The organism is Effusibacillus dendaii (assembly GCF_015097055.1).
Classification (GTDB): Bacteria; Bacillota; Bacilli; order Tumebacillales; family Effusibacillaceae; genus Effusibacillus; species Effusibacillus dendaii.
In genome coordinates, this window is the sequence record NZ_AP023366.1 from 838,183 (window position 1) to 863,382 (window position 25,200).

At 46.7% G+C, this 25,200-nt stretch carries 23 protein-coding genes and 3 pseudogenes; 4 read left to right on the forward strand and 22 right to left on the reverse strand.

Annotation, left to right across the window (positions count from 1 at the left end):
* Positions 1-8: 8 nt before the first annotated feature.
* Positions 9-296, reverse strand: a complete 288-nt coding sequence (locus tag skT53_RS04375) for a hypothetical protein (RefSeq protein ID WP_200759955.1) — start codon at positions 294-296, stop codon at positions 9-11.
* A 136-nt stretch (positions 297-432) separates the two neighbouring features.
* Here skT53_RS04375 and skT53_RS04380 point away from each other — a divergent pair, with 136 nt between their 5' ends.
* A complete protein-coding gene (locus skT53_RS04380) occupies positions 433-819 on the forward strand; it encodes a c-type cytochrome (protein ID WP_200759956.1) in 387 nt (128 codons plus the stop codon).
* A gap of 51 nt (positions 820-870) precedes the next feature.
* Here skT53_RS04380 and skT53_RS04385 read toward each other — a convergent pair whose 3' ends face one another.
* On the reverse strand, positions 871-1,554 hold the full coding sequence (locus tag skT53_RS04385; protein ID WP_200759957.1) for a sporulation protein: 684 nt from the start codon (positions 1,552-1,554) through the stop codon (positions 871-873).
* 68 nt (positions 1,555-1,622) lie between these two features.
* The gene (locus skT53_RS04390) at positions 1,623-2,531 is read right to left on the reverse strand and encodes a hypothetical protein (RefSeq protein WP_200759958.1); all 909 of its coding nucleotides are present in this window, start codon (positions 2,529-2,531) and stop codon (positions 1,623-1,625) included.
* 184 nt (positions 2,532-2,715) lie between these two features.
* On the opposite strand from skT53_RS04390, the gene skT53_RS04395 reads away from it, so the two are divergent.
* Both skT53_RS04395 and skT53_RS04400 read left to right on the forward strand, forming a co-directional pair.
* On the forward strand, positions 2,716-3,309 hold the full coding sequence (locus tag skT53_RS04395; RefSeq protein WP_200759959.1) for an undecaprenyl phosphate transporter UptA: 594 nt from the start codon (positions 2,716-2,718) through the stop codon (positions 3,307-3,309).
* A gap of 190 nt (positions 3,310-3,499) precedes the next feature.
* Positions 3,500-4,219 (forward strand): polysaccharide deacetylase family protein, encoded by a 720-nt coding sequence (locus skT53_RS04400; protein ID WP_200759960.1) that lies wholly within the window; start codon positions 3,500-3,502, stop codon positions 4,217-4,219.
* Between the two features lie 2 nt (positions 4,220-4,221).
* Here skT53_RS04400 and skT53_RS04405 read toward each other — a convergent pair whose 3' ends face one another.
* The 5 genes from skT53_RS04405 to skT53_RS04425 all read right to left on the reverse strand — a co-directional run bounded on the left by skT53_RS04405 (position 4,222) and on the right by skT53_RS04425 (position 8,807).
* Entirely contained in the window at positions 4,222-5,328 is a 1,107-nt protein-coding gene (locus tag skT53_RS04405; RefSeq protein WP_200759961.1) for a pyridoxal-phosphate-dependent aminotransferase family protein, read from the reverse strand.
* Positions 5,329-5,431: 103 nt separating this feature from the next.
* A complete protein-coding gene (locus skT53_RS04410) occupies positions 5,432-5,842 on the reverse strand; it encodes a hypothetical protein (protein WP_200759962.1) in 411 nt (136 codons plus the stop codon).
* A gap of 42 nt (positions 5,843-5,884) precedes the next feature.
* Positions 5,885-7,366 carry an FTR1 family iron permease gene (locus skT53_RS04415; protein WP_226375332.1) on the reverse strand — a complete coding sequence of 494 codons (1,482 nt, stop codon included), beginning with the start codon at positions 7,364-7,366 and terminating at the stop codon, positions 5,885-5,887.
* A 66-nt stretch (positions 7,367-7,432) separates the two neighbouring features.
* Positions 7,433-7,714 (reverse strand): YkvA family protein, encoded by a 282-nt coding sequence (locus skT53_RS04420; protein WP_226375333.1) that lies wholly within the window; start codon positions 7,712-7,714, stop codon positions 7,433-7,435.
* Positions 7,715-7,850: 136 nt separating this feature from the next.
* The gene (locus tag skT53_RS04425) at positions 7,851-8,807 is read right to left on the reverse strand and encodes a thermonuclease family protein (protein WP_200759963.1); all 957 of its coding nucleotides are present in this window, start codon (positions 8,805-8,807) and stop codon (positions 7,851-7,853) included.
* A gap of 370 nt (positions 8,808-9,177) precedes the next feature.
* On the opposite strand from skT53_RS04425, the pseudogene skT53_RS04430 reads away from it, so the two are divergent.
* Positions 9,178-10,668, forward strand: a pseudogene (locus skT53_RS04430) (IS5 family transposase).
* Between the two features lie 237 nt (positions 10,669-10,905).
* On the opposite strand, the gene skT53_RS04435 reads toward skT53_RS04430, so the two are convergent.
* From skT53_RS04435 to skT53_RS04500, 14 genes and pseudogenes are all read right to left on the reverse strand, one after another.
* Positions 10,906-11,448, reverse strand: coding sequence for a hypothetical protein (locus tag skT53_RS04435; protein WP_200759964.1), 543 nt, complete (start codon positions 11,446-11,448; stop codon positions 10,906-10,908).
* A gap of 768 nt (positions 11,449-12,216) precedes the next feature.
* The gene (locus tag skT53_RS04440) at positions 12,217-12,381 is read right to left on the reverse strand and encodes a hypothetical protein (RefSeq protein WP_200759965.1); all 165 of its coding nucleotides are present in this window, start codon (positions 12,379-12,381) and stop codon (positions 12,217-12,219) included.
* A 472-nt stretch (positions 12,382-12,853) separates the two neighbouring features.
* Positions 12,854-13,192 (reverse strand): annotated as a pseudogene (gene rhuM / locus skT53_RS04445) (RhuM family protein); the annotation flags it as partial.
* A gap of 78 nt (positions 13,193-13,270) precedes the next feature.
* Entirely contained in the window at positions 13,271-13,480 is a 210-nt protein-coding gene (locus skT53_RS04450; protein ID WP_200759966.1) for a hypothetical protein, read from the reverse strand.
* A gap of 105 nt (positions 13,481-13,585) precedes the next feature.
* Positions 13,586-13,988: pseudogene (locus tag skT53_RS19100) on the reverse strand (CorA family divalent cation transporter).
* 405 nt (positions 13,989-14,393) lie between these two features.
* Entirely contained in the window at positions 14,394-15,161 is a 768-nt protein-coding gene (gene spo0A / locus skT53_RS04460) for a sporulation transcription factor Spo0A (protein ID WP_200759968.1), read from the reverse strand.
* A 284-nt stretch (positions 15,162-15,445) separates the two neighbouring features.
* Complete coding sequence (spoIVB, locus tag skT53_RS04465) at positions 15,446-16,789, reverse strand: SpoIVB peptidase (RefSeq protein WP_200759969.1); 1,344 nt, start codon at positions 16,787-16,789, stop codon at positions 15,446-15,448.
* 164 nt (positions 16,790-16,953) lie between these two features.
* On the reverse strand, positions 16,954-18,687 hold the full coding sequence (recN, locus tag skT53_RS04470; RefSeq protein ID WP_200759970.1) for a DNA repair protein RecN: 1,734 nt from the start codon (positions 18,685-18,687) through the stop codon (positions 16,954-16,956).
* 77 nt (positions 18,688-18,764) lie between these two features.
* Positions 18,765-19,211 carry a transcriptional regulator AhrC/ArgR gene (gene ahrC, locus skT53_RS04475; RefSeq protein ID WP_200759971.1) on the reverse strand — a complete coding sequence of 149 codons (447 nt, stop codon included), beginning with the start codon at positions 19,209-19,211 and terminating at the stop codon, positions 18,765-18,767.
* 37 nt (positions 19,212-19,248) lie between these two features.
* Positions 19,249-20,103 carry an NAD(+)/NADH kinase gene (locus skT53_RS04480; RefSeq protein WP_200759972.1) on the reverse strand — a complete coding sequence of 285 codons (855 nt, stop codon included), beginning with the start codon at positions 20,101-20,103 and terminating at the stop codon, positions 19,249-19,251.
* 107 nt (positions 20,104-20,210) lie between these two features.
* On the reverse strand, positions 20,211-21,053 hold the full coding sequence (locus tag skT53_RS04485) for a TlyA family RNA methyltransferase (protein WP_200759973.1): 843 nt from the start codon (positions 21,051-21,053) through the stop codon (positions 20,211-20,213).
* Positions 21,054-21,192: 139 nt separating this feature from the next.
* On the reverse strand, positions 21,193-23,082 hold the full coding sequence (dxs, locus tag skT53_RS04490; protein ID WP_200759974.1) for a 1-deoxy-D-xylulose-5-phosphate synthase: 1,890 nt from the start codon (positions 23,080-23,082) through the stop codon (positions 21,193-21,195).
* Positions 23,051-23,677: a CNNM metal transporter family protein gene (locus tag skT53_RS04495; protein ID WP_200759975.1), complete on the reverse strand. Its 627-nt coding sequence runs from the start codon at positions 23,675-23,677 to the stop codon at positions 23,051-23,053. The genes dxs and skT53_RS04495 overlap by 32 nt, the downstream gene beginning before the upstream one ends.
* A 792-nt stretch (positions 23,678-24,469) precedes the next feature.
* Positions 24,470-25,171 carry a DUF421 domain-containing protein gene (locus tag skT53_RS04500; RefSeq protein WP_200759976.1) on the reverse strand — a complete coding sequence of 234 codons (702 nt, stop codon included), beginning with the start codon at positions 25,169-25,171 and terminating at the stop codon, positions 24,470-24,472.
* Positions 25,172-25,200: the final 29 nt, after the last annotated feature.

A 25,200-nucleotide genomic window follows, 5' to 3' on the forward strand; every position in this document is an offset into this window, starting at 1 on the left:
TTTTGTTCTTATTTGCAATACTCTCGTGTGAAATGGCGGGAATGAACACGCAACATATCAACTTGCCCGCGCTCATTTGTTTCAAACACGATCGTAAGCGGTACCCACTCATATTTTTCCCGATAAATGCGAACCGTTTGATGCGACGACCGTTTCGCCTCCCGTTTTTCAATTGGCGGAAGCGAAAATACGGTTTTCGCCAAGAGATCGGCGGCCGGTTCGGAAAGAGGTTGATCAGCACCCATCCGTTCTTCCAAAATAAGCTGTATTTGTTCAACCAACTGTTTCTCCGTCATCGGGTCATTCCCTCCCTCGATATCCATTGTAACAAAAACGTCAAATTTTAATAAACACCCGGTTTCGGTTTTCCGTTTCCCAATCTTTCAATTTGTGATAGGATAATGAGAGGAGAAAGGGAGGGTACATCCAGTCATGAAACAGACATTTAGAGGTTTTTTGGTTGCTGCAGTACCAGCTTTGTTAGGGATTGTGTTTGGAGTCGGAGTTATCATTTATGATTTGCATCCCAATAAAGCAGCCGAAACGGCGGCAGCTCCCAAGGAAGAAAGCGCAGCCAAACCGGCAGCTGCAGGCGGTGCAGTGGACGCAGCCACAAAGAAATTTGTCAGTACGACTTGCGCCAGCTGTCACGGTGCGGATCTGAAAGGCGGATTCGGTCCGAATCTGCATGAGGTAACGAAAAACATGAGCGAAGCAGATATCGTCAAGGTTCTGACAGACGGAAAAGGACAAATGCCCAAGGGGCTTGCAGCAGGTAAAGAAGAAGCGGTTGCCAAGTATTTGAAATCTCTCAAATAAAAACGAACAAAACCCATCCCAGTCATTTGAAAACGGGGTGGGCTTTTTCATTTATTCCAGATGCAAGTATTTCCTCAACAGATCGACCGCGTCCTGTTCCTGATGCGACTGGAGGTCGAAACTGACAGGATCATGTTTGGTCCGGTACAAATGAACACGCGTTGTTTGTTCCAAAGGTTGAAACCAGATCGTCAGTTCTTTAACATCCGTTTGTGCAGACTTGCCTGCCACAAAATCAAATTCCTGGTAGTTTCCATCCCAAAAGCGAGAATCCAATTTTTCCTGAAACCCCAGTTGCGATAAAAGATCGATTAGATGGGCCTGCACTCGGTTCGGTTTGACAATAATCGCTTCCATCCCGTTCAGATGACCGTCAAAATCAAGCCATGGAGTTTTTAATTCAAAATGCGGCTTTAAATAGTAACGAACCGCATGCGTGGAAACGGTCAGCCAATTGGGAAGCCGATACGAAAAATGGTACTGTACGCTCCCGTCATCGGAAACAATTGGCAGTTCGCTCTGCAACTCCTCAATTTTCTGTTCTACAACCTCATCTTTCACTTGCGCCTTCATCACAAATTCAATGGTAATGGCAGTGTCAGTGCGCCCTACTAGATCCGGCCAGATAAAAAAACTGCCTGTTAAAAGTTCTCCAGCCGGAATCTGATTGCGGTCGAGCTTCAGTATGACTTCCGGTTGGTCATACAGAGGCTCAGCCATAGAGTTGTTCAGCACCCCGATTCCTCCATTTCAATGTTTGCCCCATGCCATTAGCTATAGTATACACGAACTTTACACTTTCATCATCCTGCATCAAATGCATAAACTTCCCAGCGGCCATCTGTGGTCATACGAAACCGCCCAATCATCTGCAAGGAACCATTCGTCAGTCGACAGAATAGGTAACGGTGCAGGATTCCCGTCCGATCTTTTTGTTTGACTTCGATTTGCTCATCGGAAATCGTAATTTCGGTCGGTGTTATCCACTTTACCTGCCCTTTTTTGATGCTGTTCCTTCCGATAGATTCCGGATGAGACCTAAGAAAATCCTCCGGATAAAATTCGACGCGCTCAATCTTCCAGTCTTTCGGCCGCTCTTCCGTTACTGTTACATAACCGTAGTAGTAAGCAAACGAACAGTCAGACTCCAGACGGCTAAACGAATCCGATTTTTGTACGGTCTCAATTTCAAAGAAAAAGGTTGGATTTTCTTCTTCTGTTGATCGGTTCGGGGCATATGCCAACTGCAGCAAATTGACGTAAAGAAGCTTATCAAATGAACGTGTAAACTCCTGATATGGCCAATGCAGCTTAGAATGGTTTGCGTAAAAGGAATAAACGGTCGGTAATGGATTACGATTCTTTAGATCATGGATACAATCAAAATAACCGTTTGCCGCCGCCAATGGATGATCGAAAGCGGGCCGCTGCCCGCTGCTGTCGCCCGGGATTTTCGGTGGATGAAAGAGGGCTCTGCGGGAAGGGCGAATCGCCCGTTCGGTTTCACCAAACTCGATGGACGGCCAGTCAGCCAAAGCGATTTTTTCTTCCTGTGGAGGGGGCTGTTTTAACTCGCCTCCCATGAAAGGACGGGAGGGAGGCAACTCCGTGACACGAACTTCCGCAAAGGTCCTTTCCATTTGAATATAGGGTAACAGGGCACACAAAATCAGGACACTGCAAGCAATCCGAACCGTCATGAAAAGTGACACAGAAAATCCCTCCTTTCCCTTGTTAGTATTTGCATCGCAAAGGTCAAAAAGCGAGAGAACCGTTTCCACCCCAGGAAACCGTTGGCAAAATCAGACGTGCGCTTGCATAAAAATGATTGAAACAAGTCATTCAGACTGATACGCTATAAAGGACAGAATTCGAGGACAGGAGAATCATGATCTCATGAAGGATTTCGCTTATACTGTTTTAATGACATTAACGGATCTAGGCTATCTCGGCATTGCGTTAGGTCTCATGATCGAAGTCATTCCCAGTGAAATTGTATTGGCATATGGCGGATACCTGATTTCGCTTGGAAAGATTACATTTCTGGGGGCCTTAATTGCGGGCACGATCGGCGGGGTAATCGCCCAACTATTCCTCTACTGGGCTGGTTACTATGGGGGACGCCCATTTTTGGAGAAATACGGGAAATATATATTGATCCGAAAAAAACAGATCGATCTCTCCGAACAATGGTTTAACCGATATGGACCTGGCGTGATTTTCACCGCACGGTTTATTCCAGTCGTTCGGCATGCGATTTCCATACCGGCGGGGATTGTAAAAATGCCAGCATGGAAATTTACGTTGTATACTACGCTGGCCGTGATTCCCTGGTCTTTGTTTTTCCTTTTCTTGGGTCACCAATTAGGGAGCAACTGGCAGCAAATCAATGAGATCGCACAACCTTATGTGCGTCCCGTCATCGTGGCTGCCATCCTTGTTTTGGCCGTATTTATCCTCTACAGTTTTATGAAAAGACCGAAACGGTAAAACAAATAAACAACGAAACCATTCAGTCGGCGGACATCCCGTCGGCTTTTTTCCTGAATATGCCTCGCCAGAAGCCTTTTTCATGTGGAAAAACTTGATTGTTGCAGGTTGACGCTGCACCGCCGTAGAGTAAAACCAGCAGGAACAAAAGCATGCACAGGATAAACTGAAACTGGGGGTGAAAACAGATATGGTGGATCGGCGACCTTACTGGAAAACTGTCCTTATTTTACTGATTATATTTGCAAGTGTTGTGTTCGCCTGGATCATGCGGCTCCGTGAACCTCAGACCATGATGGCACGTGTGCCTGACAAAATGGTGGCACTCACGTTTGATGACGGACCGGATCCGCGATTCACACCAGCCGTTTTGCAAATATTAAAAGCGCGCAATCTGTCGGCTACATTTTTTATCATAGGGCAAAACGCGTCGGAACACCCTGAGCTTGTTCAGGAAATTGCGAAAGACGGCCATATTGTCGCGAACCATTCGTACACGCATCCCCACCTGGAAAATCTCACAAAAGATCAGGTGGACAGTCAACTCTCCGAAACGGATCATGTCCTGCAGCAAATACTTGGTCCTGGAGCACCAGTTCCCGTCTATTTTCGACCGCCAAGAGGAAATCTCAGTTCTAACATTGAGGAAACAGCCAGCGAAATGAACAAACAGATTATTTTGTGGAATGTATGCGTGGAAAATCATACCACAACGACTCCGAAGGAAGTAGAAAAACGGGTAATGAAATTGATCGATCAAAACCACGGAGGAGTTTTATTGGCACACGACGGGGGGCTGGACCGTACCCTGACCATCCAGTCATTGCCTTTGATCCTGGATGATCTGAAGCGGGAGGGCTACCAAATTGTCCCCCTGCCGGTGTACCTTCATACACGCAGTCAAATGTAGCGTCAGCTTAACAGATCCTGCAGCGCAGTCATAAATAAACGGACATTGGCAAGATTTGACGAATACCCCATCAGACCTACGCGCCAAATTTGTCCTTTTAAAGCTCCCAAACCACCGGCTACTTCAATGTTGTATTGTTGCAAAAGCTGCTTGCGGAGTGCAGCATCGTCCACTCCCTGCGGCAGCCGGAACGATGTAACTTGCGGCAGCCGGTACCCTTCTTTCGCCAACAGTTCAAAACCGGCTTTCTGCAGTTCGTCCTGCAACAGCTTGCCATTTTCTGCATGCCGGGCATAAACGTTTTCCAATCCTTCTGCCAACAGGATACGGAGTGCTTCATAGAGCGCAAATACCATTGAAATGGGGGCAGTATGGTGATAGAACCGGTCCTCTCCCCAATAATTCGAAATCATTCCCAAATCAAGATACCAGCTTTGCACTTTGCTTTTTCTGTTTCGCAATATATCGACCGCAGCCGGACTGAGTGTGACAGGAGACAATCCGGGCGGAGCGCTTAAACATTTTTGTGTGCCGGAGTAACAAGCGTCGATTTGCAATTTATCGACTTCCACCGGAATACCGCCCAATGCCGTAACCGAATCAACAACAAACAACGCCTCGTGCTCATGCACAATGCGGCTGATCTCCTCCAGCGGCTGACGGACACCTGTCGACGTTTCCGCCTGCACGATCGCAACCAGTTTGACGTTTTTCGATTGCTGAAGCACTTTCTGGACTTGCTGCGGATCGATCGGTTCCCCCCAAGGGGCGGTTACTTCTTCTACGGAGGCACCGCACCTCTCCGCCACATCTTTCATCCGCTCGCCGAATACACCGTTGATGCAGATAACGACTTTGTCCCCCGGTTCCACGAGATTCACAAACACCGTTTCCATTCCGGCACTGCCGGTGCCTGACATAGGAATCGTAACTTCGTTCTCTGTGCCAAATACGGATCGGAGCATATCCCTTGTCCCGTTCATAACTTCAAAAAAATAGGGATCCAAATGTCCGACAAGCGGTGTTGCCATCGCTTTCAGAACATCCGGATGAACCATGCTGGGGCCTGGTCCCAGCAGGATTCTCCCTTTCGATTGCAATTCTTTCATATGTATGGAACCCCTCTCGCATTTTCATGGTTTCAGTGTAAATCTAAAATAGAGAGACTGCAAGCCGTCTCTTGCAATATGACGACTCACTGTCTCTCATTCTTTACTTCACCTTATCGGCCAGTTCGTTCAATGCCTGTATCAACTGATCATTCAATTTCGATAGTGCCTGTTTATCCAACGGACTTGCTTTACTGCCTGCAATTGTCGGATTTAGCGATTCTTCTACTTTCTCATAGAGATCCGGGTATTTGGGTTTTACGTCGTCTTCAAAAGTCTTCCAGATATCTTCCAATTTGGGGCCTAACTCCTTTACTTTCGCTTCATCGCCCGCCGTGATTTGCGTTTTCAAATCATTGGCTGCAGCCAGAAGTTTCGTGACTCCTTCCTTTACGGTAGGTGCTGCTGTCTCATTTTTTGTCGAAGATGAAGTGGACGGCGCGGAAGAACTGCATCCCGCCAGGGCAAATGTTCCAATCAAAGCTGCGGCTGCCATCATGTTTACGATTTTCATGTTTTTATTTCCTCCTAAAATTGTTTTTTGAAGAATTAATATTTATTTTGCTTGACTTGTTTCTTCTGTCGGAGTTAAGCGGGTATTGATCTTTTTCCAGAGCAAGATCAGCAGTGCGAACAGCAGCAATAGGATTTGCGGTATGGCGCTTTGCCAAGACGGATAAAACCCGAGAAAAGCTATGCTTGGCAGGCTTGAAGAAATTGTCGAAGGGAGCGCCCCCGCGAGCTGTAAACTGTGAATGCCAAGCCCCGTAAATTTCAAACTCAGATAGAAGACGATCAAACTGGACACGAGGAAAAATGGACGCATCGGCAGCTTGATGCCCACATACAGCATCAAATAGGCAATCACCGCCAAGATGCCAAAACCAATCAAAATTCCCAGTATCAATTGTTGGGTGCCAATCTGATTCACCATCCCGATAATGAAAAGTACAGTTTCCGTTCCTTCCCGAAAGACAGCCAGGAAAGACAGGACTCCGAGTGAAAGTAAGCGTCCCGTTTCCAAAGCTTTCTGGCTTTTGGTCTTCATGTATTGGTTCCATTCGGCAATGTTTGATTTGCTGTGCAGCCAGTAACTCATATAAAGCAGCATCGCGGCGGCAATGACACCCGTCCAGCCTGCGATCAGGAAGTTGTTTTGACCAAAAGCGCCGGATGAGAATACGAATTTTACAATAAACGCCAAGACCGCACTTACCGCCAAACCTGTTGCGATCCCACTCCAAATCCAGCCTCTTCCCTTGCCGCTATTTGACTTTTTCACAAAGGTCAACAATGCCGCAACCACCAGAAGCGCCTCAAGTCCTTCCCGAATCGGGATCATTGCCGCATCCCACATGGTATATCCGGTCTTCTCGGTAAGCGGCGTCAAGTATCCAACCATTTGACCAATCAGTTTGTCGGCCTCTTCATAATTGCCTGCGGAAATCAGCGCATTTATGGCGACCAGGTCGCGTTCCGAGTCGTTGTAAACGGCGGCTGACTGAACCAGAATATTCCCTTCCACACTGAGCCAAGCTTCACGGACTTTCGTGATATCAGAAAGAGCAGCCTGCTGGTTATGGTTTTGAACCTTTCCCCTAGCTTGCTGCAACATGCCAACAAAATCGGACAGCGTAATTTGGGCTTGCAGTTGGCTTGCTTGTTCCTTCGGATACTTTCCGCTGATGTAATCTTCCTCAACAGTTTGCAGACCTTGCAGCGCTTTGACCACTTCTTCCTGCTTGTTTTGCATAAAAGCGTATTGGACCTGCCCCATGTTTGACTCGATATCGCTGTATGCCTTTCTGGAATCGTCCTTTACAGTGGATTCAATTTGCAGCCATTGGTCGCCAAATTTTTTATAGGATTGCTGTGCTTCTGACAAATTGCCTTGTTCGGCTGCTTTAAGCGCTTCTGCCACAAATGGCTCCACTTTTTTCATGTTCTCTGTTCCCTGACTGGCAGCTCTTGCGGAAAACGGTGCCATGAAGATAGATAAGAACATCACTGCCAACAGAAAGCGCACCGTATGTTTCAAATGGAATCCCCCACTTTATGTAAGTTATTGCAATCCACCCACCGGGTTCGATACTGATAATCATTATCAATTAATATCGACGAATTTATAATATCTTGCCTTTCTGATTCTGTCAACAAGAAAAAATCCGAATCCCTTGATTTTTACAATCGGTGAAATAAAATAAGCCAGCGCTCCAAAAGCGGTCATTTTCGCCCAAAGAGGGGTGCGCGGATCGACCGCACAAAAATACATGGCTACTGCATCTTCCACAAAAGGGATTTTGGCGGCGGTCTTTTTTAATTGGGGCCAAAAATTCTGCTTAACAAATTCCTCGTTTTTCTGATATTTATTCGGCTTGTCTGGCATGTTGTACCTCCGGATTCCTGATATGACCCGCAGACACGGATATAGCCCTTATTTAAACATTTTATCTGCGTTGCCAAACAACGCACTGATCAGTTCATTGTTTTCTATTGCCACTTTCCAGCCATTGTTTGAAAAATCATTGCACCTGAAGATAGGCGGTGGCGCTTTGACCTCCTGCTGAAACCACTACTCTCCAACTTCCGGGAGTTGTTCTTGTTCCCACTTTCCAAGTCCAGGATACATGCCCGTTCGAATCTGACATTTTGGGCTCCAATCCCTCCGCTTTACTCGTACCACTCTTATAATACACAGTGATGTTTGCTTGCGTATTTGGCGGTACTTGCGCCACTAACGTCGTATTATCACCAGGAGATACAGGTGATGTCAGGGAAACAATTTTTACTTCATCTGTAGACGCTGTTGATGGCGTAGACGGTTGACTTGATTGAGCAGAATTTGTTGTTGCATCGTTGGTAAATACGTCATTTGTGGATGTTACCGAATCTTTGTAAATTCCCAGTGACCAAAGACCTTTATTACTCTCTCGCGCTTGTCTTTGGAGTTTCACAAATAAATCCGCGTATTTTACATTGGGTGGAATCGTCATTAATTGTGCGTATCCCTCTTTAAGAAGGATCGCATTAAACATGTATTGTTCGATTTCCTGTTCCGTTTTAGGCTCTTGTAAATACAGGTAAGCCAGTGTACGTCCGTATTTGTCTTTTGGTTGAACATCCTGTTCAATAAATACCTTTTTTCCTTGAAGTTGGGATTTCGTAAAATCACTGGCTGCTTTCCCGTAGGGTTGCACAGATGAATTCGGTTTTACAGTTTCAGGTGTATTTACACCAATGAGGCGGATTTTTTCTCCGCTCTCTGATTCAACTGTATCTCCATCCACAACATGCTTTACTGTCTCCCAACGCCCATTTATTTTTACAGAAGGCAGATTGGCATTCGGTTGAGACGAGGCGGAAAGATGATTGGCTGTTTGTACAGGTTGTTCCGTGTTACTGCTGCATCCTGCCAGAAGCAATCCTGCAGAAAACGCAAGGAATAGTCTTCTTAGCTGATTTTGAAGTCCGGCTTTCATAAAGTCCTCCCCATGCTGCTATAACTTTTCTGCCATTATAATTCAACAGAAAATTAACATCCCCTACTGTATAATCATTAACTAGAGTTCCCCCTGAAAAAAAGTCTAGGTTTGTGAAGCAAAACAAAAAGGAATTCAATGCCTCAAAATGGAAATTGTTGTTGTCCACACAACAATCCGTTCCAAGGGGCAAGAATTCCTTTTGAATTAGAGAATTCCACGTTGTCCCTCAAAAACCCTTTTGAGGTGAGCAAAAATAATGAATCTTAAATCCAATATCCACAAGGGATTTGCCTTGTTTTTGTTGAAATCATGAGCAAGGAAATCAACGAATAAACCTCAAATTCCTTGCACATGGGAGTGGATATACATGTATCAAAATGTCTCTCATCTTGAAAACCAACTCCTTCTTCCGGACGACTTTTGCTTGCCGTTAGGCGGGAATTTGAAGAAAGAAAATCGTTGGGTCAAACTGACTCAGTTAGTGCCTTGGGCGTATGCAGAAAAAAAGTACGCCAAATCATTCCGCAACTCGTTTCGCGGTCAAAAGGCCGTCTCGATTCGTGTCGCGCTCGGTGCGCTCATCATCCAGGAGCGTCTTCAACTGTCCGATAGGGAAACCGTTGAACAGATCGTCGAGAACCCGTACCTGCAATACTTCATCGGTCTTGAGGCGTTTCAGGATCAACCGCCGTTCCATCCGTCCCTCATGACTCATTTTCGCAAGCGACTGGGCAAGGAAGTGCTTCAGGAAGTGAACGAGATGCTCGCCATCGAAGCGGCCAAGGCGGCACAAGACGAGGACAATGACCCCAAATCCGGCACGAAGAGCAGGGACAACCGCACGTCCAAACACCTGTCAGTATCCGAAGGGACTCCAAACCAAGGCGTGTTGTTGCTGGATGCTACGTGTGCTCCGGCGGATCTGGCATACCCGACAGACTTGAATCTGCTGAACGAAGCGCGCGAGAAATCGGAAGACATCATCGATACGCTGCATGCCCCATCGGTCGGCCACACCCGCAAACCGAGAACGTACCGGGAGAAGGCCCGAAAAGCGTTTCTGGCTGTTGCCAAACAACGTCGTGCAAGCGGCAAGGTGATTCGTCGAGCGATCGGCAAGCAACTGCGGTTTGTTGCGCGAAATCTTCAGATCATTGTCGAACTATCCTCGCGGCAGCCGTTGACGCTTCTGGGCCGGAAACAGTATTGCGACTTGCTTGTCATCCAGGAACTGTATCGGCAACAACGCACTATGTTCGAGCGCAGATCGCATCAGATCGAGGGGCGGATTGTGAGCATCAGTCAGCCGCACGTTCGTCCAATGGTGCGGGGCAAGGCGAAAGCGCGCGTCGAGTTTGGCGCAAAAGTTGCGGTGAGCATGGTCAACGGCTATGCGTTTCTGGAACGCCAATCGTGGGACAACTTCAACGAAGGCGTAACGCTGATCGAATCGCTCGAAGCATACAAGAAGCGCTTCGGCTGCTACCCGAAAGTGGTGCTTGCCGATCAAATCTATCGCACACGGGAGAACCGGACGTTTTGCAAAGCGCATGGCATTCGCTTGAGCGGTCCTGCCCTGGGTCGACCGACGCAAGGGAAAGCGGCGGCAGAATAGCGGCAAATCGCAAAACAAGATGCAAGCGACCGAAACTCCATTGAATGCAAATTTGGTGAGGGCAAGCGCAAGTACGGGCTTGGCCTGATTCGAGCTCGTCTGGCAGAGACGAGTGAAGCCGTGATCGCCCTGCAACTGTTGGTCATGAACCTCGAGCGCAGGCTGCGGGTTCTTTTTTCCTTGTTGATCAGACGGCTGTTTGTATTGAAATCACCCGATTTCATGTCAATCTGCACCGTTTGAGAATCGTTCGGCAGACCCTAATGTAGGAACTGTTTTTTTCAGACACTTCCAACATTACGGTTTCATTATCAAATATAACGGCCTCTTTTTTCTCCCAATCTGTGTAACAATTCATGATGCGTTGATCGAGAGGGGGATGTATTACCAAGGGATCTGTATCTGTGGGATAGGCCAAACCGGTGTTTTGTGGAGTAGCAGAAACTTGATACTATTTTTGTATCGAAACCTATACCAAATTTATTCAATCGGCACTTCTCTTTCCGACTTTGCATCCTTACTATACTGATGTACCTTACCATCTTGACCTTTAAAGAAAATACTGTAACGTGTAACAATCTGAGTCTCGACGTTCCCTGGATATGGCCATTCAACAAATAATTGCATTTTCATTCGACCGTTTTTAATACCTTCCGAATCCACGTATTCATGTTTAAACGTATAAGTTTTATCAGCAATAAAATCGTAACGCCAAATCGGATTTCCATCGTGTACGTTTACAACTTTAGTGAATTGATCACCAAAACGTGTTTTTACTTTTTCTTCCGAATCTCCAATGTTTAAATTTTGTTTGATAAAATCAATGCTGATATCAGAAGTAGCATTATCCTTCTTTTCATTTTCCGGCTGATTTGGTTGCGGTGTAGTAGACGAGTTCGATTGTGACGGAGGCGTATTGTTTTCCGGGACGGTCGACGGCTTCTCCTTTGTACTGCATCCGAACAATAGTATTCCAGAAACTAAAAAAAGTGGGGTGATCCTAAAAAGGTTTAATTTTCCCATGAACATCAAGTTCCTTTAAAATCCCAGTATGATCTTTATGCCGGACTAAGTCCTCTTTCTTTTCCAATACACATTCTCTCGTTTATGTTTAATGCCATTTATCCAAACGATTGCTTTGTCTTCGTTAACCTCAAACACGAGAATGACTTGATACAGCCCCAGCCTTGCCCATTGTCCTTTCAATTTGCCTGTCAGGATTGGTTTGGCGGTTCCTTGACGTCCGGCGGATAGGCGAGAATTCGGCTGAGTCCTTTCCATTTCGCCAACAACATATGATTCCCATTATACCACAAATGGAGAGGAGCTTAGACAGAAAGATATCATCAGGTCGCCACACCATGACATCTTCTAAAGCTTCGATGAGGATAGATAATAACGGTTGCCTTTGTCGCCGCGCACGTGCCCTCGTGTCGGCGAGAAAAAATCAGGCCAGGCAATCTACCTGCCTGACTCTTCTTTACCGCACGATGCCGCTAATACGGACAAGTCGTTTCCTTTGTGTTGGCAACAGAGCAAATCGAACAAAATCTGTGCTCCGTCTTTGGCACCTTGGAACGGTCCGCCCCTAAGAAATTCTTCGCGCGTTATGAACCAGACATTGGGCAATGGCATGCCAAGCAATACCCCATTAACAAGATGCTAAATTACTAAAAAAGTGCCACGATCTTTGGTAAAATGGTGTTTGCGAGACCAACATCACCCAAAGAAAGGAGCATCTTTTAGGTGAAGTCTACCACAAATACCTCCCAAATCAAAACTGAATTCACCCTAAAGAACGCCACTTCTTACGCCGGTGGCAAGGTTGTCTTTGATTTCCTTGAGAAAATAAAGCTGGAAGCTGCCTTTCGACAACTCGACTGTGCCAAAGGCGATGCGCTTTTTTACAGAATCGTTGGGCTGCAAGGTAACATGGGATGGCAATACAAACAGCATATTTCTCATATCTCCTCCTAAACCCATGAAAGTGATCGGTTTCTGCGCTCACGGAGACCAGAATACAAGTAGTTGGACAAACATTTATCGGAAGAAATTATCCGATGGTTGAGAAAGGGAATACGTCGTCAGTGATCTTGCACTCGGTTGGTACAGTCTGGACAAATACGGAAATTTGTTAACGCAAATTGATACCGGATGGGTTAAACCGGACGGTTGGGAGCAGGTTCTGGAAAAAGAAAAAAATTTCAATTGCAGACAGAAATGACTGTTTATCTGAATGATCGAGACAATGTGCTGTCCGCCTTGTTGGCAAATCAATCGACCAGCAGCAAGCGATCGCTCAAATTATGCAAGAGTCCAAGTATTATCAGGGAGTCAATCTGGGTTTACCAATTTTGTCCGTTCCCTGGACGAACAACCGTTATCTCATCCCCAAGCCTTACCTCTCTCCACTCACTAACGCTAAAACTCACACCCCATCACCTCCGGTGCTGTCCTTCTTCCCTTTCAGCTTCTTTGCGGTCTTGTCAATGCTTTCTAAAAAGTGCTTTTCTACTTCGGAAAGCTCATTTTTGGTCCGTTCCCTATACTTCTCATACTCTTCTATTGCCTTTTGAGTGGCTTGTTGGTGGCTGATTTTGCCTGCGTGCGTAAGAATCTCACTGTCGCTCATCTTAAGGAACTCGTCTAATTTACTTACCCAGTCGGCCATGTACATTGGTTTTCTGCGCATTGCCTGAAGCTCGGCAAATTCGATATAAGCATTGACGATACGGTTTAGTACAGCCAGTTCATCCTCTGTAAGATAGTTTTTGGATGTATAATGTTAAGCAAGAATCTGAAAGACAAAGGGAAGTTCCAAATTGAACTTCCCTTTGGGTCCGTTTTACTCTGCCGATTGTGTTTGAAGAGCCGATTCTACTTGACTTATCATCGTTTGAACCTGGGCTATCTCACTCGATGCTTGTTTTAAGGCTTCTTGACATAACGCCGGATTTGCAGCGGATTGCTCAATCGCTTGTGTAATAAGATTTTTGGCAAGTGTTGAGGATGCTTCCGCCTGTTTCAGTTTGTTAGTGTCAATTTGTTGCGCCATTTTCGATTCCCTCCTAGTAGAGATTAGATTATAACCACAACCTGTAGCTTGTTCTTTTCCTCCTGTTTTTATGACTATTCCAAGAGATGGGCAAAGCTTTCTCTTTTACCACCATTTTTTCCTCTTAAAGAACACAGCCATTGCAATTGTAACGATTATCATTAATCCCCAAACATAAGCATAGCCAAAGCTCCACTCATATTCTGGCACTCCTTTCACATTCATCCCATACAATCCCACTATAAACGTCAACGGTAGAAAAAAGGTGCTTACAATCGTTAATGTTTTCAATTGCGTTCATTCGGTCTCCTTTTAATGACATTTGAAGTTCAAGCAGACCTGTCATCGATTCCCGAAATGTGTCAACGGTGTCCACGACACGGCTTATATGATCAAACACGTCCATTAAATACACATTGATTTCCTGTTTTGTATAAGGAAAATCCGAATGCATTAAGGTTCCCAATACGTTTCTTTCTTCTATAAACAGTTTTCGTAAAGAATGCAATTTCCGTTACATGTGGAATATTTGATGGGCTAATTTCGCAAACGGGCCCTCGTTTATCTCATTCTCCATGTCCGTGACTTTCTCTTCTACCCAGTTCGCCAGATCCAAGTATTTATCTACACAAGTATCCAGTAGATAACAAATGATCGTTCCCGAATTTTTCATTTTATCAGGAAAACGGAGAAACTCCTCTCTTAATTCCGTAATGAAAGGGAGTTCCTCCTAATAATAGGACAGAAAATCATCCAGATAAAACTCCAATTCTGTGATCTTCATGTTTTCACTTTCCCCTTTCTCGCCACAAACCAAAACCCAATAAATCCAAAAGATTTATTGGGTGAGATGGGAAAAGTTTGGCTTTCATAAATTAACTATTGACAGCTATAAAGCCCAATACAACGCGCCTTAGCTAATCTTAGCCTCAATCCGCAATTTATCGGCTACCATCGCGATAAATTCGCTATTCGTAGGTTTTGCTTTGCCGACGCTGACCGTGTAACCGAATACGGAGCGAATCGCGTCGAGGCTGCCGCGTCCCCACGCGACTTCAATTGCGTGGCGGATCGCCCGCTCGACGCGGCTCGGCGTGGTGTTGTATTTATCGGCAATTTTGGGATAAAGAACTTTTGTAATAGATCCAAGAATTTCGACATCTTTGTACACCATGTTGATCGCTTCCCGCAAATATTGATACCCTTTGATATGCGCTGGAACACCGATTTCATGGATGATGTTGGTAATGGAAGCGTCCACGTTTTTGCCGCGGGTCATCACCGGCAATTGTTTGCTTCCGCTCGGAACACGAACGACCTGACGGATGCGGTTAATCAGAATATCCATGTCAAACGGTTTCAGAATGTAATAAGAAGCTCCCAACTCGACCGCTCGTTTGGTGATGGTCTCCTGACCAAAAGCGGTCAGCATAATAACCTTTGGTTGTTGTTTTAAATCCAACATTTGAATCTTTTCCAACACTCCGATTCCATCCAGTACCGGCATAATGATATCAAGAATCACGACATCTGGATTGTGAGATTCAATCATATCCAACACTTCGTTGCCATTAAAAGCAATTCCCACAATTTGCATATCGCGTTGTTCTCCGATAAAATCACGAAGCAGACCGGCAAACTCCCGATTGTCATCTGCAATTAACACTTTGATTTGACTCACTTTTTGGGTCCCCCTTTGACCACGGTTAGGATAGTAAATTAAATTCGACAAACTGATGGCTTATCCTTCCAAATCCGAAATCCAATAATCACGGTTGCACCAGATAAATTTTTTCGACAAATCCAAGTCTCTAGAAATTTATTAACTATTGCTAAAATTTATGTCATTTGAAATGTCGAAAAATAGTCGTAAAACAGGTATAAAGTCCTATTATAAACACAGTTCTAAATACCTACAAAAACACCCGTCTTCGGTTTCAATGCCGATGTACGGGTGTTTACGTTTCAAGAAGCTTTATTTAACCGATGATCGGGAACAGCTGCGCTCGCCTTTGTTTGGATTCCTGCTTCATTTAACATCCATTCGATAAAGACTCCATATCCCTGCGTCGGATCATTGACGAAAACATGTGTGACGGCCCCCACCAGCTTTCCATCTTGCAAAATCGGGCTGCCGCTCATTCCTTGAATGATACCGCCCGTTTTTTCAATCAGTTTGGGATCTGTCACTTTAATGACCATACTTTTGGTGGCAGGAAATTTCTGCCGCAACACGTTCACGATTTCAATATCGTACTCTTCGACCTCCTGGCCGTTTACGACAGTCAAAATTTTGGCGGGTCCTTCCTTTACCTGTTCTGCCAACGCAATTGGAATCGGTTCGTTGACCTTACCGTAATCCGGGATCTGCGACATTGTCCCGTACACCCCGAATTCAGAATTTCTCTTGATCGTTCCTAGTACGTTACTCTCATCGATCATCGTACCCCGTTTTTCCCCCGGTTGACCGCTTTCCCCCTTGTCGATGGATGTAACGCTGGAGTGTACCACCTGCCCATCTTTCACTTCAATCGGTTGACCGGTGTCCAAATCGGAGATTACATGCCCTAAAGCGCCAAACACTTTCTGCTTTGGTGCAAAGAATGTCAGCGTACCGACACCCGCTGCCGAATCGCGGATATATAATCCGATTCGATACGTTTGGGTCTCGTTATCCCATACAGGTGTGACATGTGTTTTGGTTGCCGATTTGGAACGCATTAGGGTTAATTCCAAGTCCCGTTTCTCCTTGCCGGCTCTGTTGATTAACATAGCCGCTTGTTCGACGCTTTGTACCGTTTTCCCATCGATTTTGGTTATTACATCCCCGACTTTAATATTGGCTGTCTCTGCGGGAGAGAGAGTTTTTTCTACACTTTTTATAAGGTTGTACCCGACAACCATAATTCCGGATGACCTGATTTTGACACCGATCGATTGACCGCCGGGAATCACTTTTATGTCAGGAATCACGCTGACATGAACGGATTTTACAGGCAAAAAGCCGAATAACTTGACCTGTACATCTGCATCCCCCTGTGCAAGGGAGTCAATTTCGATTGGTTGTTTCAGATTAAGTGCCAAGCTGGAAGGCGAATCAGAACGGTGAATGGCAGCCACATGAGCATTACTTGTTGTGACGACAGCATGGACGGGCAGTCCAAGTTTCAGCCACGTGCTGTTCCCCTCCAAAACACGGATTTGAGAAGGGGTATTTACCCACTCCCGTATCGGTGTCCAACAAAAAAGCGCGACGATACAAGCAGCGAAAAGTAATCCGACCCATTTTTTCGTCCATTCTCTAGACACATTCGTCACGCTCCTCCGCCGATATGTTTCCTAATGTGTATATATAAAATTGCCTTTCCACGGCGGTTTTATGCCGTCAAATGAGTTTTTGCAAAAAAGAAAAAACCGGGAGGATCCAGACAGCTCTACCTGCTGTCCGGTTCACACCCGGTATGTTTGACTATTTAAGACGCTTTATTTTTTAAGGAACGCGCTTGTTCCATCATTTCTTCTGCATGTTTGCGGCTCGTTTCAGTTAACTCTGCGCCAGACAGCATACGAGCCAATTCTTCTACCCGCTCCGTATCGGTCAGCTGTTTCACCATGGTTTGAGAACGCCCCGATTGCTGTATTTTATGAATCATAAAATGGCAATCTGCCATGCATGCGACCTGCGGCAGGTGGGTGACACAGATCACCTGGTTAACCGCTGCAACTACCGCCATTTTTTCTGCTACGGCTTGTGCAGCCCGACCGGAAATTCCCGTATCAATCTCATCAAATATGAGGGTTTCTACGCCGTCTCCGGCCAAAATGGTTTTAACCGCAAGCAGTGTTCTGGAGAGTTCCCCACCTGATGCAATTTTTGAGAGCGGTCGTAACGGTTCGCCCGGGTTGGAAGAAAACAGAAATTCGATACGGTCAATACCCGATTCATTTACATGAACGAGCTGTCCGTCAATGTTGATTCCATCCGAATCGGCCATTGTGGAAAAACCGATTGAAAACGCGGTGCGCGGCATCATTAAAGAGGAAAGTTCGTTTACAATTTGTTTGCATAGTTTGTCTGCAATCGATTTTCGCCGTTCTGACAGTTTTGTGACTTCAGCTACCAATTCCTGTTCGTATTTCACCAGATTTTTCTGTAACCGCTCGATATTTTCCTCATGGTTTTCCAAACGGTTTAATTCTTGTTCCACCTGGTCGGCATAATGAAGAATTTCATTCACGGTAGGAGCGTATTTTCGACGCAAACGCTGTAAGGCTGCCAAGCGTTCCTCCAGCGCCTGCAGTTTAACCGGATTAAATTCGACGGAATCCCGGTATGTCCGAAGTTCATGCGCTGCTTCTTCCAGTTGGTAGGCAGCTGATTTAATCAATTCCAAAGAAGATTGAAGCGTTTTGTCGTAACGGATCGTCTGTTCCAAATCATGACTTAATTTATGAAGCGAGTCGAGTATCGGCTGCTGTCTGTTTTCACCTGTAAATAGAGCATCGTATGTATGGGATACAATAGTGGAGAGTTTTTCTGCATGTGACAACCTGTTTCTTTCCTGTTCCAGTTGTTCCTCATCTTCTGGCTGCAAACGGAGTGATTGAATTTCTTCCAATTGAAACCGGAGCATGTCCAAACGCTGTACACGTTCCTGTTCCCCTACCGCCGCCTGTTCGAGTTCTTTCTTGGCGGAACGGTATTTGGCATATGCAACTGCCGTGTTTTGTTTCAGCCGCTGAATGGGTTGTCCTCCGAATGCATCCAGTATGGCAAGGTGTTCTTCTGCCCGGAGCAAGGTTTGTTGTTCGTGCTGACCCGCCAAATCAACGAGCAGCGCTCCGATCTGGCGCAGCGTTTGTACAGTGACAATGCGACCATTGACACGGCAAACCGTTTTTCCGGAAGAGGCGATTTCTCTTACGATTACGAGAGACTGATCTTCCCACTCAATTCCCAGTTCTTGCAACAGTTGGCGGAATGGTTGCGCGTTTTCAACAACGAATAACGCCTCGACAAGCGCTTTGTCGCACCCCTGCCGAATCAGATCGGAAGAAGCCCGTCCACCCAGAATCAATCCTAACGCATCGATCAGGATCGACTTTCCGGTGCCTGTTTCCCCCGTCAGCACGTTCAGGCCCTGTCCAAAATGAAGACGAATTTCCTCAATTAACGCCACATTGCGGATGTACAATTCCTGAAGCATACGATCACCATTCTTCAGTCCAGTTTCTTAGTTTTACCATACCATAACGAACGCTTGTTCGCAACCATTCTTTTTCACTACAAATAACTGAGGAACTGGTTGACAATTTCGGGAGTTTCCTCTTTAACCCGACAGATGATCAATATGGTATCATCACCGCTGATTGTGCCCAGAACACCGTCCCAATCCAGCGTATCAATCACGGCAGCAATCGCATTCGCATTGCCTGGCAGCGTTTTCAGTACAATCAGGTTTTCGGCATGGTCGATTGAAACGAAACTGTCTGCCAATATTCTTTTTAGCTTGACTCCGGGATTGTAGGATGTTTCCGGCGGCAATGAATATTTGTAGCGTCCATCCGGAGTTGGAACTTTAATGAGCTGTAGCTCTTTGATGTCCCTTGATACAGTCGCCTGCGTGACTTGGAATCCCAGTTGTTTCAATCCATCCACCAATTCGTCCTGCGTTTCGATCTCCTGTTTTTGAATTAATTCCCGGATTTTCAACAATCGTTTCCCTTTCATCGCTCATTCCTCCCGCGTACGTATGAATTCCATGCGGTTAGTCGGAACCGTGCAGCTTTTGCCGCAATACGTCAAAAAATCCCCGCTCTTTCCACTTTACCAAAGTAGTGGAATGGAGAGACTTGCGCACCACAATCAGGTCATTCGCTTCCACCTTATAGCCGACCTGGCCGTCAATCGTGACTCCCATATCGTTGTGAGGAGCCGACACCTCCACTTTGATTTCCTGGTCTTTTTGTATAATAAAAGGCCTTGAATTTAAAGTATGGGGACAAATCGGCGTCACCAGAATCACATTCGTGTGCGGGCTGACGATCGGCCCCCCGCAGGATAAAGAGTACGCGGTCGATCCGGTCGGGGTCGAGATAATCAGGCCATCCCCTGAATATTTATCTACATACATATCATCAACGTAGACCGATAACGTAATCATCCGCCCAAAAGAGCCTTTGGCGATTCCCACATCGTTTAATGCAATATCTTTATGTAAAATCTGTCCGTTGCGGATGATCGATGCTTCCAGCATCATCCGTTTTTCCAAATGGTAATCGCCTCTAAGCACTCGTTCTACCGCAGCAGGCAAATCTTCCGGTTCGGCTTCCGATAAGAACCCAAGATGCCCCAAATTAATTCCCAGAATCGGCAGCGAAGTATTTGCCAACTGTCTGGCCACGCCCAGCAAAGTCCCGTCCCCGCCAAGCACAAACACGAGATCCACCTTGTCTTGAAATTCAAGAATATCAAGCGCGATGTCCGGTCGATCAATTTTTTCAGCGGCTGCTCGGTCAACAAACACGGTGACCGATTTGGCCTCCAGAAACTGTACCAATTTCCTTGTGACATCAATGGCAGAATGCTTTGTTTGATTGACTGCGATTCCGATTTTTTTCATCCGCTAGCGTCCTCCATTCAACCAATACCGCATCCGCCACAGAAATACTATTCGCGACATGCCGGTTGAACTCCTTTTCCTGTTTTTGTGAGAAGTTTATATGACCCCTACTCTGGCTCTGTCTGAGTCAATTGAAGCAGTGAGCGGTGCGCTTCCTCAACCGTTTGTTCAATTGTTTTCTCTAACGGTTCACCGGCCAGTTCTTTTATGTCCTGCAAAGTCAGATGCGCCAAAAACTCAATATTTCCGTCACCGCCGGTAATCGGTGAGTAGGTTATCGATTGTACGGCAAAACCTTCCTGCATCGCCGCCGCCAGCGTCTGTTGCAGAACTTCGCGGTGTATGCCCGCCTCTCTGACAATCCCGTTTTTGCCGACCTTGTCGCGTCCTGCTTCGAACTGCGGTTTGATTAACGTCAACAAAGAACCGTCCGGCTTCAGGATTTGCCTGATGACAGGGAATAGAAGCCGTGTGGAAATAAACGACACATCCATCACAGCCACTTCAGGCTTCTCATCCTTTAACTGTTCCGGCTGCAGGTGCCGAAAATTGGTCCGTTCCATCACAATCACCCGCGGGTCCTGGCGCAATTTCCAAGCCAACTGACCGTACCCGACATCGACTGCATACACCAGTTTGGCACCGTTTTGCAAGGCGCAATCGGTGAATCCGCCAGTAGATGCCCCGATATCGATAACCACTTTGTCCTGCAGCGAAAAATGAAACGCCTTCAAGGCTTTTTCCAGTTTCAGCCCGCCACGAGATACATACGGATGTAAATTGCCCTTGATTTGAACCTCCGCTTCCATCGGAACCTTGGTGCCCGCTTTGTCAATCCGTTCTCCATTCACAATCACAAGTCCGGCCATGACTGCTGACTTGGCCTTTTCCCTGGTGGGGAACAGGCCCCGATTGACTAACAGGAGATCCAATCTCTCTTTGCCGCTCATAAATAACTCCTCACAAAAAATTTAAAACTCGGCTTCGCCAGGCTAAATAAATAAACTCCCATCGACTCAAAACAGGGTAAGCCCGCAACCTGCCAGCCGGTCACAAGCTTACCCGCATCAACCAAATCTATGCTTAACATTACGCTCTTTGCCGTTTCTTGGGCATCAGACGTTTCACGTGTTCGACGATTCGCTCCGTTGTCACCCCAACCGACTCCAATAACTGTTTGACATTGCCGTGCTCAATAAACCGATCGGGCAGCCCGATTGGGAATACCTCAACGCCGGAAATCATGTTGACCGCAAAAAATTCCATAACTGCCGATCCCATGCCGCCCGCTACAGCCGCTTCTTCCACGGTGATGAAGCGGTAGCCGCGAATCGCCAGATCCATCAACAGTTCACTGTCAAGCGGTTTGACAAACCGCATGTTGACAACCATTGGAAAGACGCCTTCCTTTTCAAGCGCATCAGCCGCTTTCTCAGCCAGTTCCACCATAGGTCCCAAAGCAAGCAGCGCCACTTGCGAGGAACCTTCCCGCAGGATTTCCGCTTTTCCAAACGGGATCTCATGAAACTGTTCGTCCATCTGGACACCTTTCCCTTCGCCGCGCGGATAACGGACAGCGACCGGACCCGGTTGTTGCAAGGCCGTATACAACATATGCTGCATCTCGTTTTCATCTTTCGGCATCATGATCGAGAGATTCGGAATCGCTCTCAAAAACGATATATCGAACGCCCCCTGATGCGTTTCGCCGTCCGCGCCAACCAAACCGGCACGGTCTACCGCGATCGTGACAGGCAGATTTTGAATACAGATATCATGAATCGTTTGATCATACGCCCGCTGCAGGAATGTGGAATAGATGGAGAGAACCGGACGCATGCCCGCACAGGCCAGTCCAGCTGACATCGTGGCCGCGTGCTGTTCGGCGATCCCCACATCAAAAAAGCGGTCCGGAAACTTTTCCGCATACTCCAAAAGACCAGAACCGCTCGGCATAGCGGGAGTAATCGCAATCACTTTATCGTTTTGCTCCGCCAACCGGATCATTGTTTTGCCAAACACGGAACTGTAAGAAGGTGCAGACGAAACTGCTTTCGGCAATTCCCCTGTCTCAATGTTGAACGGGGAAACACCGTGCCATTTGTCATAGGAGCCTTCCGCCGCCGCATACCCTTTTCCTTTTTTTGTTACAACATGAACAAGAACGGGACCTTTCGTTTGTTTGGCCTGTTCCAGCCCTTGCAACAAAAGCGGCAGGTTGTGGCCGTCAATCGGCCCCATATACGTAAAACCGAGTTCCTCAAACAGCATGCCGGGAACCATCAGGTATTTCAACGAATCTTTAATCCGTTCCAATCCCTTTGCCACTTTGGTGCCAAGCGAAGGCAACTTCTGCAGCAGGCTTACAATCTCCGCTTTTGCATTTTTGTAATGGGAGTCGTTACGGATTTTGGCCAAGTAATTGGACACAGCGCCGACATTGGGATCGATCGACATCTCATTGTCATTCAAGACGACAATCAGGTCGGTTCCCATATGGCCGACGTGGTTCATCGCTTCAAACGCCATACCGCCTGTCATGGCCCCGTCTCCGATAATCGCCACCACGTGGTGATCTTCTTTCTTCAGATCCCGCGCCAACGCATATCCAGTTGCCGCCGAAATGGATGTGGAAGAATGTCCGACATCGAACATGTCATGTTCACTTTCGGATCGTTTAGGAAAACCGGACAACCCTTTATACTTGCGCAGGGTGGGAAACTGATCCTTGCGTCCGGTCAAAATCTTATGCACATATGCCTGATGACCCACATCCCATATCAATTTGTCAATGGGAGAATCAAACACTTTATGCAAAGCAAGGGTCAACTCGACAACCCCCAAATTGGCGCCGAAATGACCCCCCGTAACGGATAAACTTTCGATCAGAAAACGCCTGATCTCTTCCGCCAGTTCCTCAAGTTGTCCCACGTTCAACTGCTTCAAATCAGCGGGGCTGTTGACGTTTTCCAACCGCACGCTTACCGCCTCGCTTTCGCGATTTTTTCTTATTATTTCCATTGAAAAGCGAAATATGAAGATTCTGGTTCAGCCAGTAAAAAAACTTTCCTACCTGTAAGATAATCGGGTTCGCATAACGTATCGCGATAGATTTTCCGATTGCCTTGCTGCCTACCGTTAAGGCCGCTACAAGAGCGGTGGCTAACACCGTGAAAACCCCTGGCGATACATGGACCGCCCCGCTAGCGAGAATCCGCACGACTACGGCTGCTGTTGCCGCACCGCTCAACACGCCCGCAATATCGCCCACCACATCGTTGCAAAAATTGGAAAATTTTTCGGCATTGCGTACGATTTGAATCGCCTGTTTTGCGCCATTCACCCGTTCTGCCGCCAGTGCATGAAACGGCGTTTCACTCGCGGCTGCCGCGGCCAGTCCCATTATATCAAAAAATACGCCAATGAAAATAATTAGTATAACAAGACTAACCCCCACCCACCATTCCGCCTGATCCAGAATGATGGTGGAAGTGTTGAAAAATCCGGATAGAAAAAAGGTGACGACAGTGATTAACGCCGTCCACCGAAGCGTGTCACGCCACGCACCGCTCATGTATAGAGTAGCACTCCGTTTCACAAACCGAATGTCAAAGCTGTATGTAAGGGTGGCAACTTTCCGAGTAAACACTGTGGCTTAGGTCGAGTAGGTTTTCCCAAACAAACACCTTCACGTCGCCGTGGAGGCGGTTTCCCTTTACGTTTGTTTCGATCGTGTCACCAAAGATCGGACTCGATTACCACTTAGTCCACACTACAATCCTCGAAAAGTCACGTGCGATACGACAGTCTAGGAGATTTCCTCAACAACGCCCACACATCTCCCTAGCCTCTTTTGCAACATGGATTTCATGCCTCACCGACATTCTGTTTTTGGCCATAAAACGGGATGTCTGAATCCTGCAATCCCTCCATGCCACGCAAGGCAGGCTACGCTGCACACAAGTGTCGTGTCATCCAAGATTCCATTTTCACTCGCCATGCAGGTTCATACCCTATGTTGTAATCATTCACACGCTGGTGGTTGACCACAATCATAGGCCTCCGCGGAAGTAGGGTCATCGCCCGCATGCCATTGCAGATCGCCCTACAACCTTAACTCCCAGTACCAACCCAAGGCTGGGCGCCTCAAGCCAGCACAAGGAACTTCATCGATGTGCCCTTTGACGGATTTTTAGGCCCGCCTTCAGGAGAGGGGGGTTGACTAGAATACTGCACCACCCGCTCGATTTGTTCTCATTATACCATAGAACGCGGGCGGCAACCAAATGACGTGCGGTTGACACAGGGAAAGGCGGAAGGAAAGCGGCGATACAGAATAAACCGCCATTTAACCAAAATCAAGTTTTTATTGTTTTTTGATCGGATTTGTACCATCGTTCCAATCCACCGTTAAAGTTCCGTCCGATTCCCATTGGACAAGTGTAAGTTTCCGCAAATCCTGCGGTTTGATATTTTGTTTTTCCAACTGTGCAAGCACCCATTGCCTGCTTTTATTCAGATAGATGAGATTGACATCCACCCAATGCCCGTCCAGAATTAGCGGAACGGGAAGCGACTGGGGAGTGGCCTCTATATTCAGATCTTTAGGTGTAACAGGCGTTTGATCCGGTTTCGGAATGACAGATATGTCTCCCACATCCTCCATAATGGCAAACTCCACATCGGCCAGCGACAAGTATCCTTTCAACCGTAAATGGCCCAGCAGTTCAGGCACTGTCATGCGCACTTGCCGCAGTCCCGGTTCGTTTATATTTCCGCGGTTCACGAGAACAGTCGGTTTTATATGGACAAGTTGACGAAATTTGTTGTTCAGCATCAGAAAGGAAGCGACAAGGTAGATCGCGACCAGAAAACCGCCCGTCAGGATCACTTCCCAAGTGTTTCTTCCGTCCGACATGTTTGACGCAAACATCGATCCCAATAAAAATACGACAATCAGGTCAAACGTATTCATCTGTGCGACGGCACGCTTACCCATAATTCTCATAAAGCAATAAACGGAAATAAAAACAGCCAATGTTTCGAGAAACCAAACAGCATATTTCACGATCAAACCACCCCTACTGGTTCAGTAAG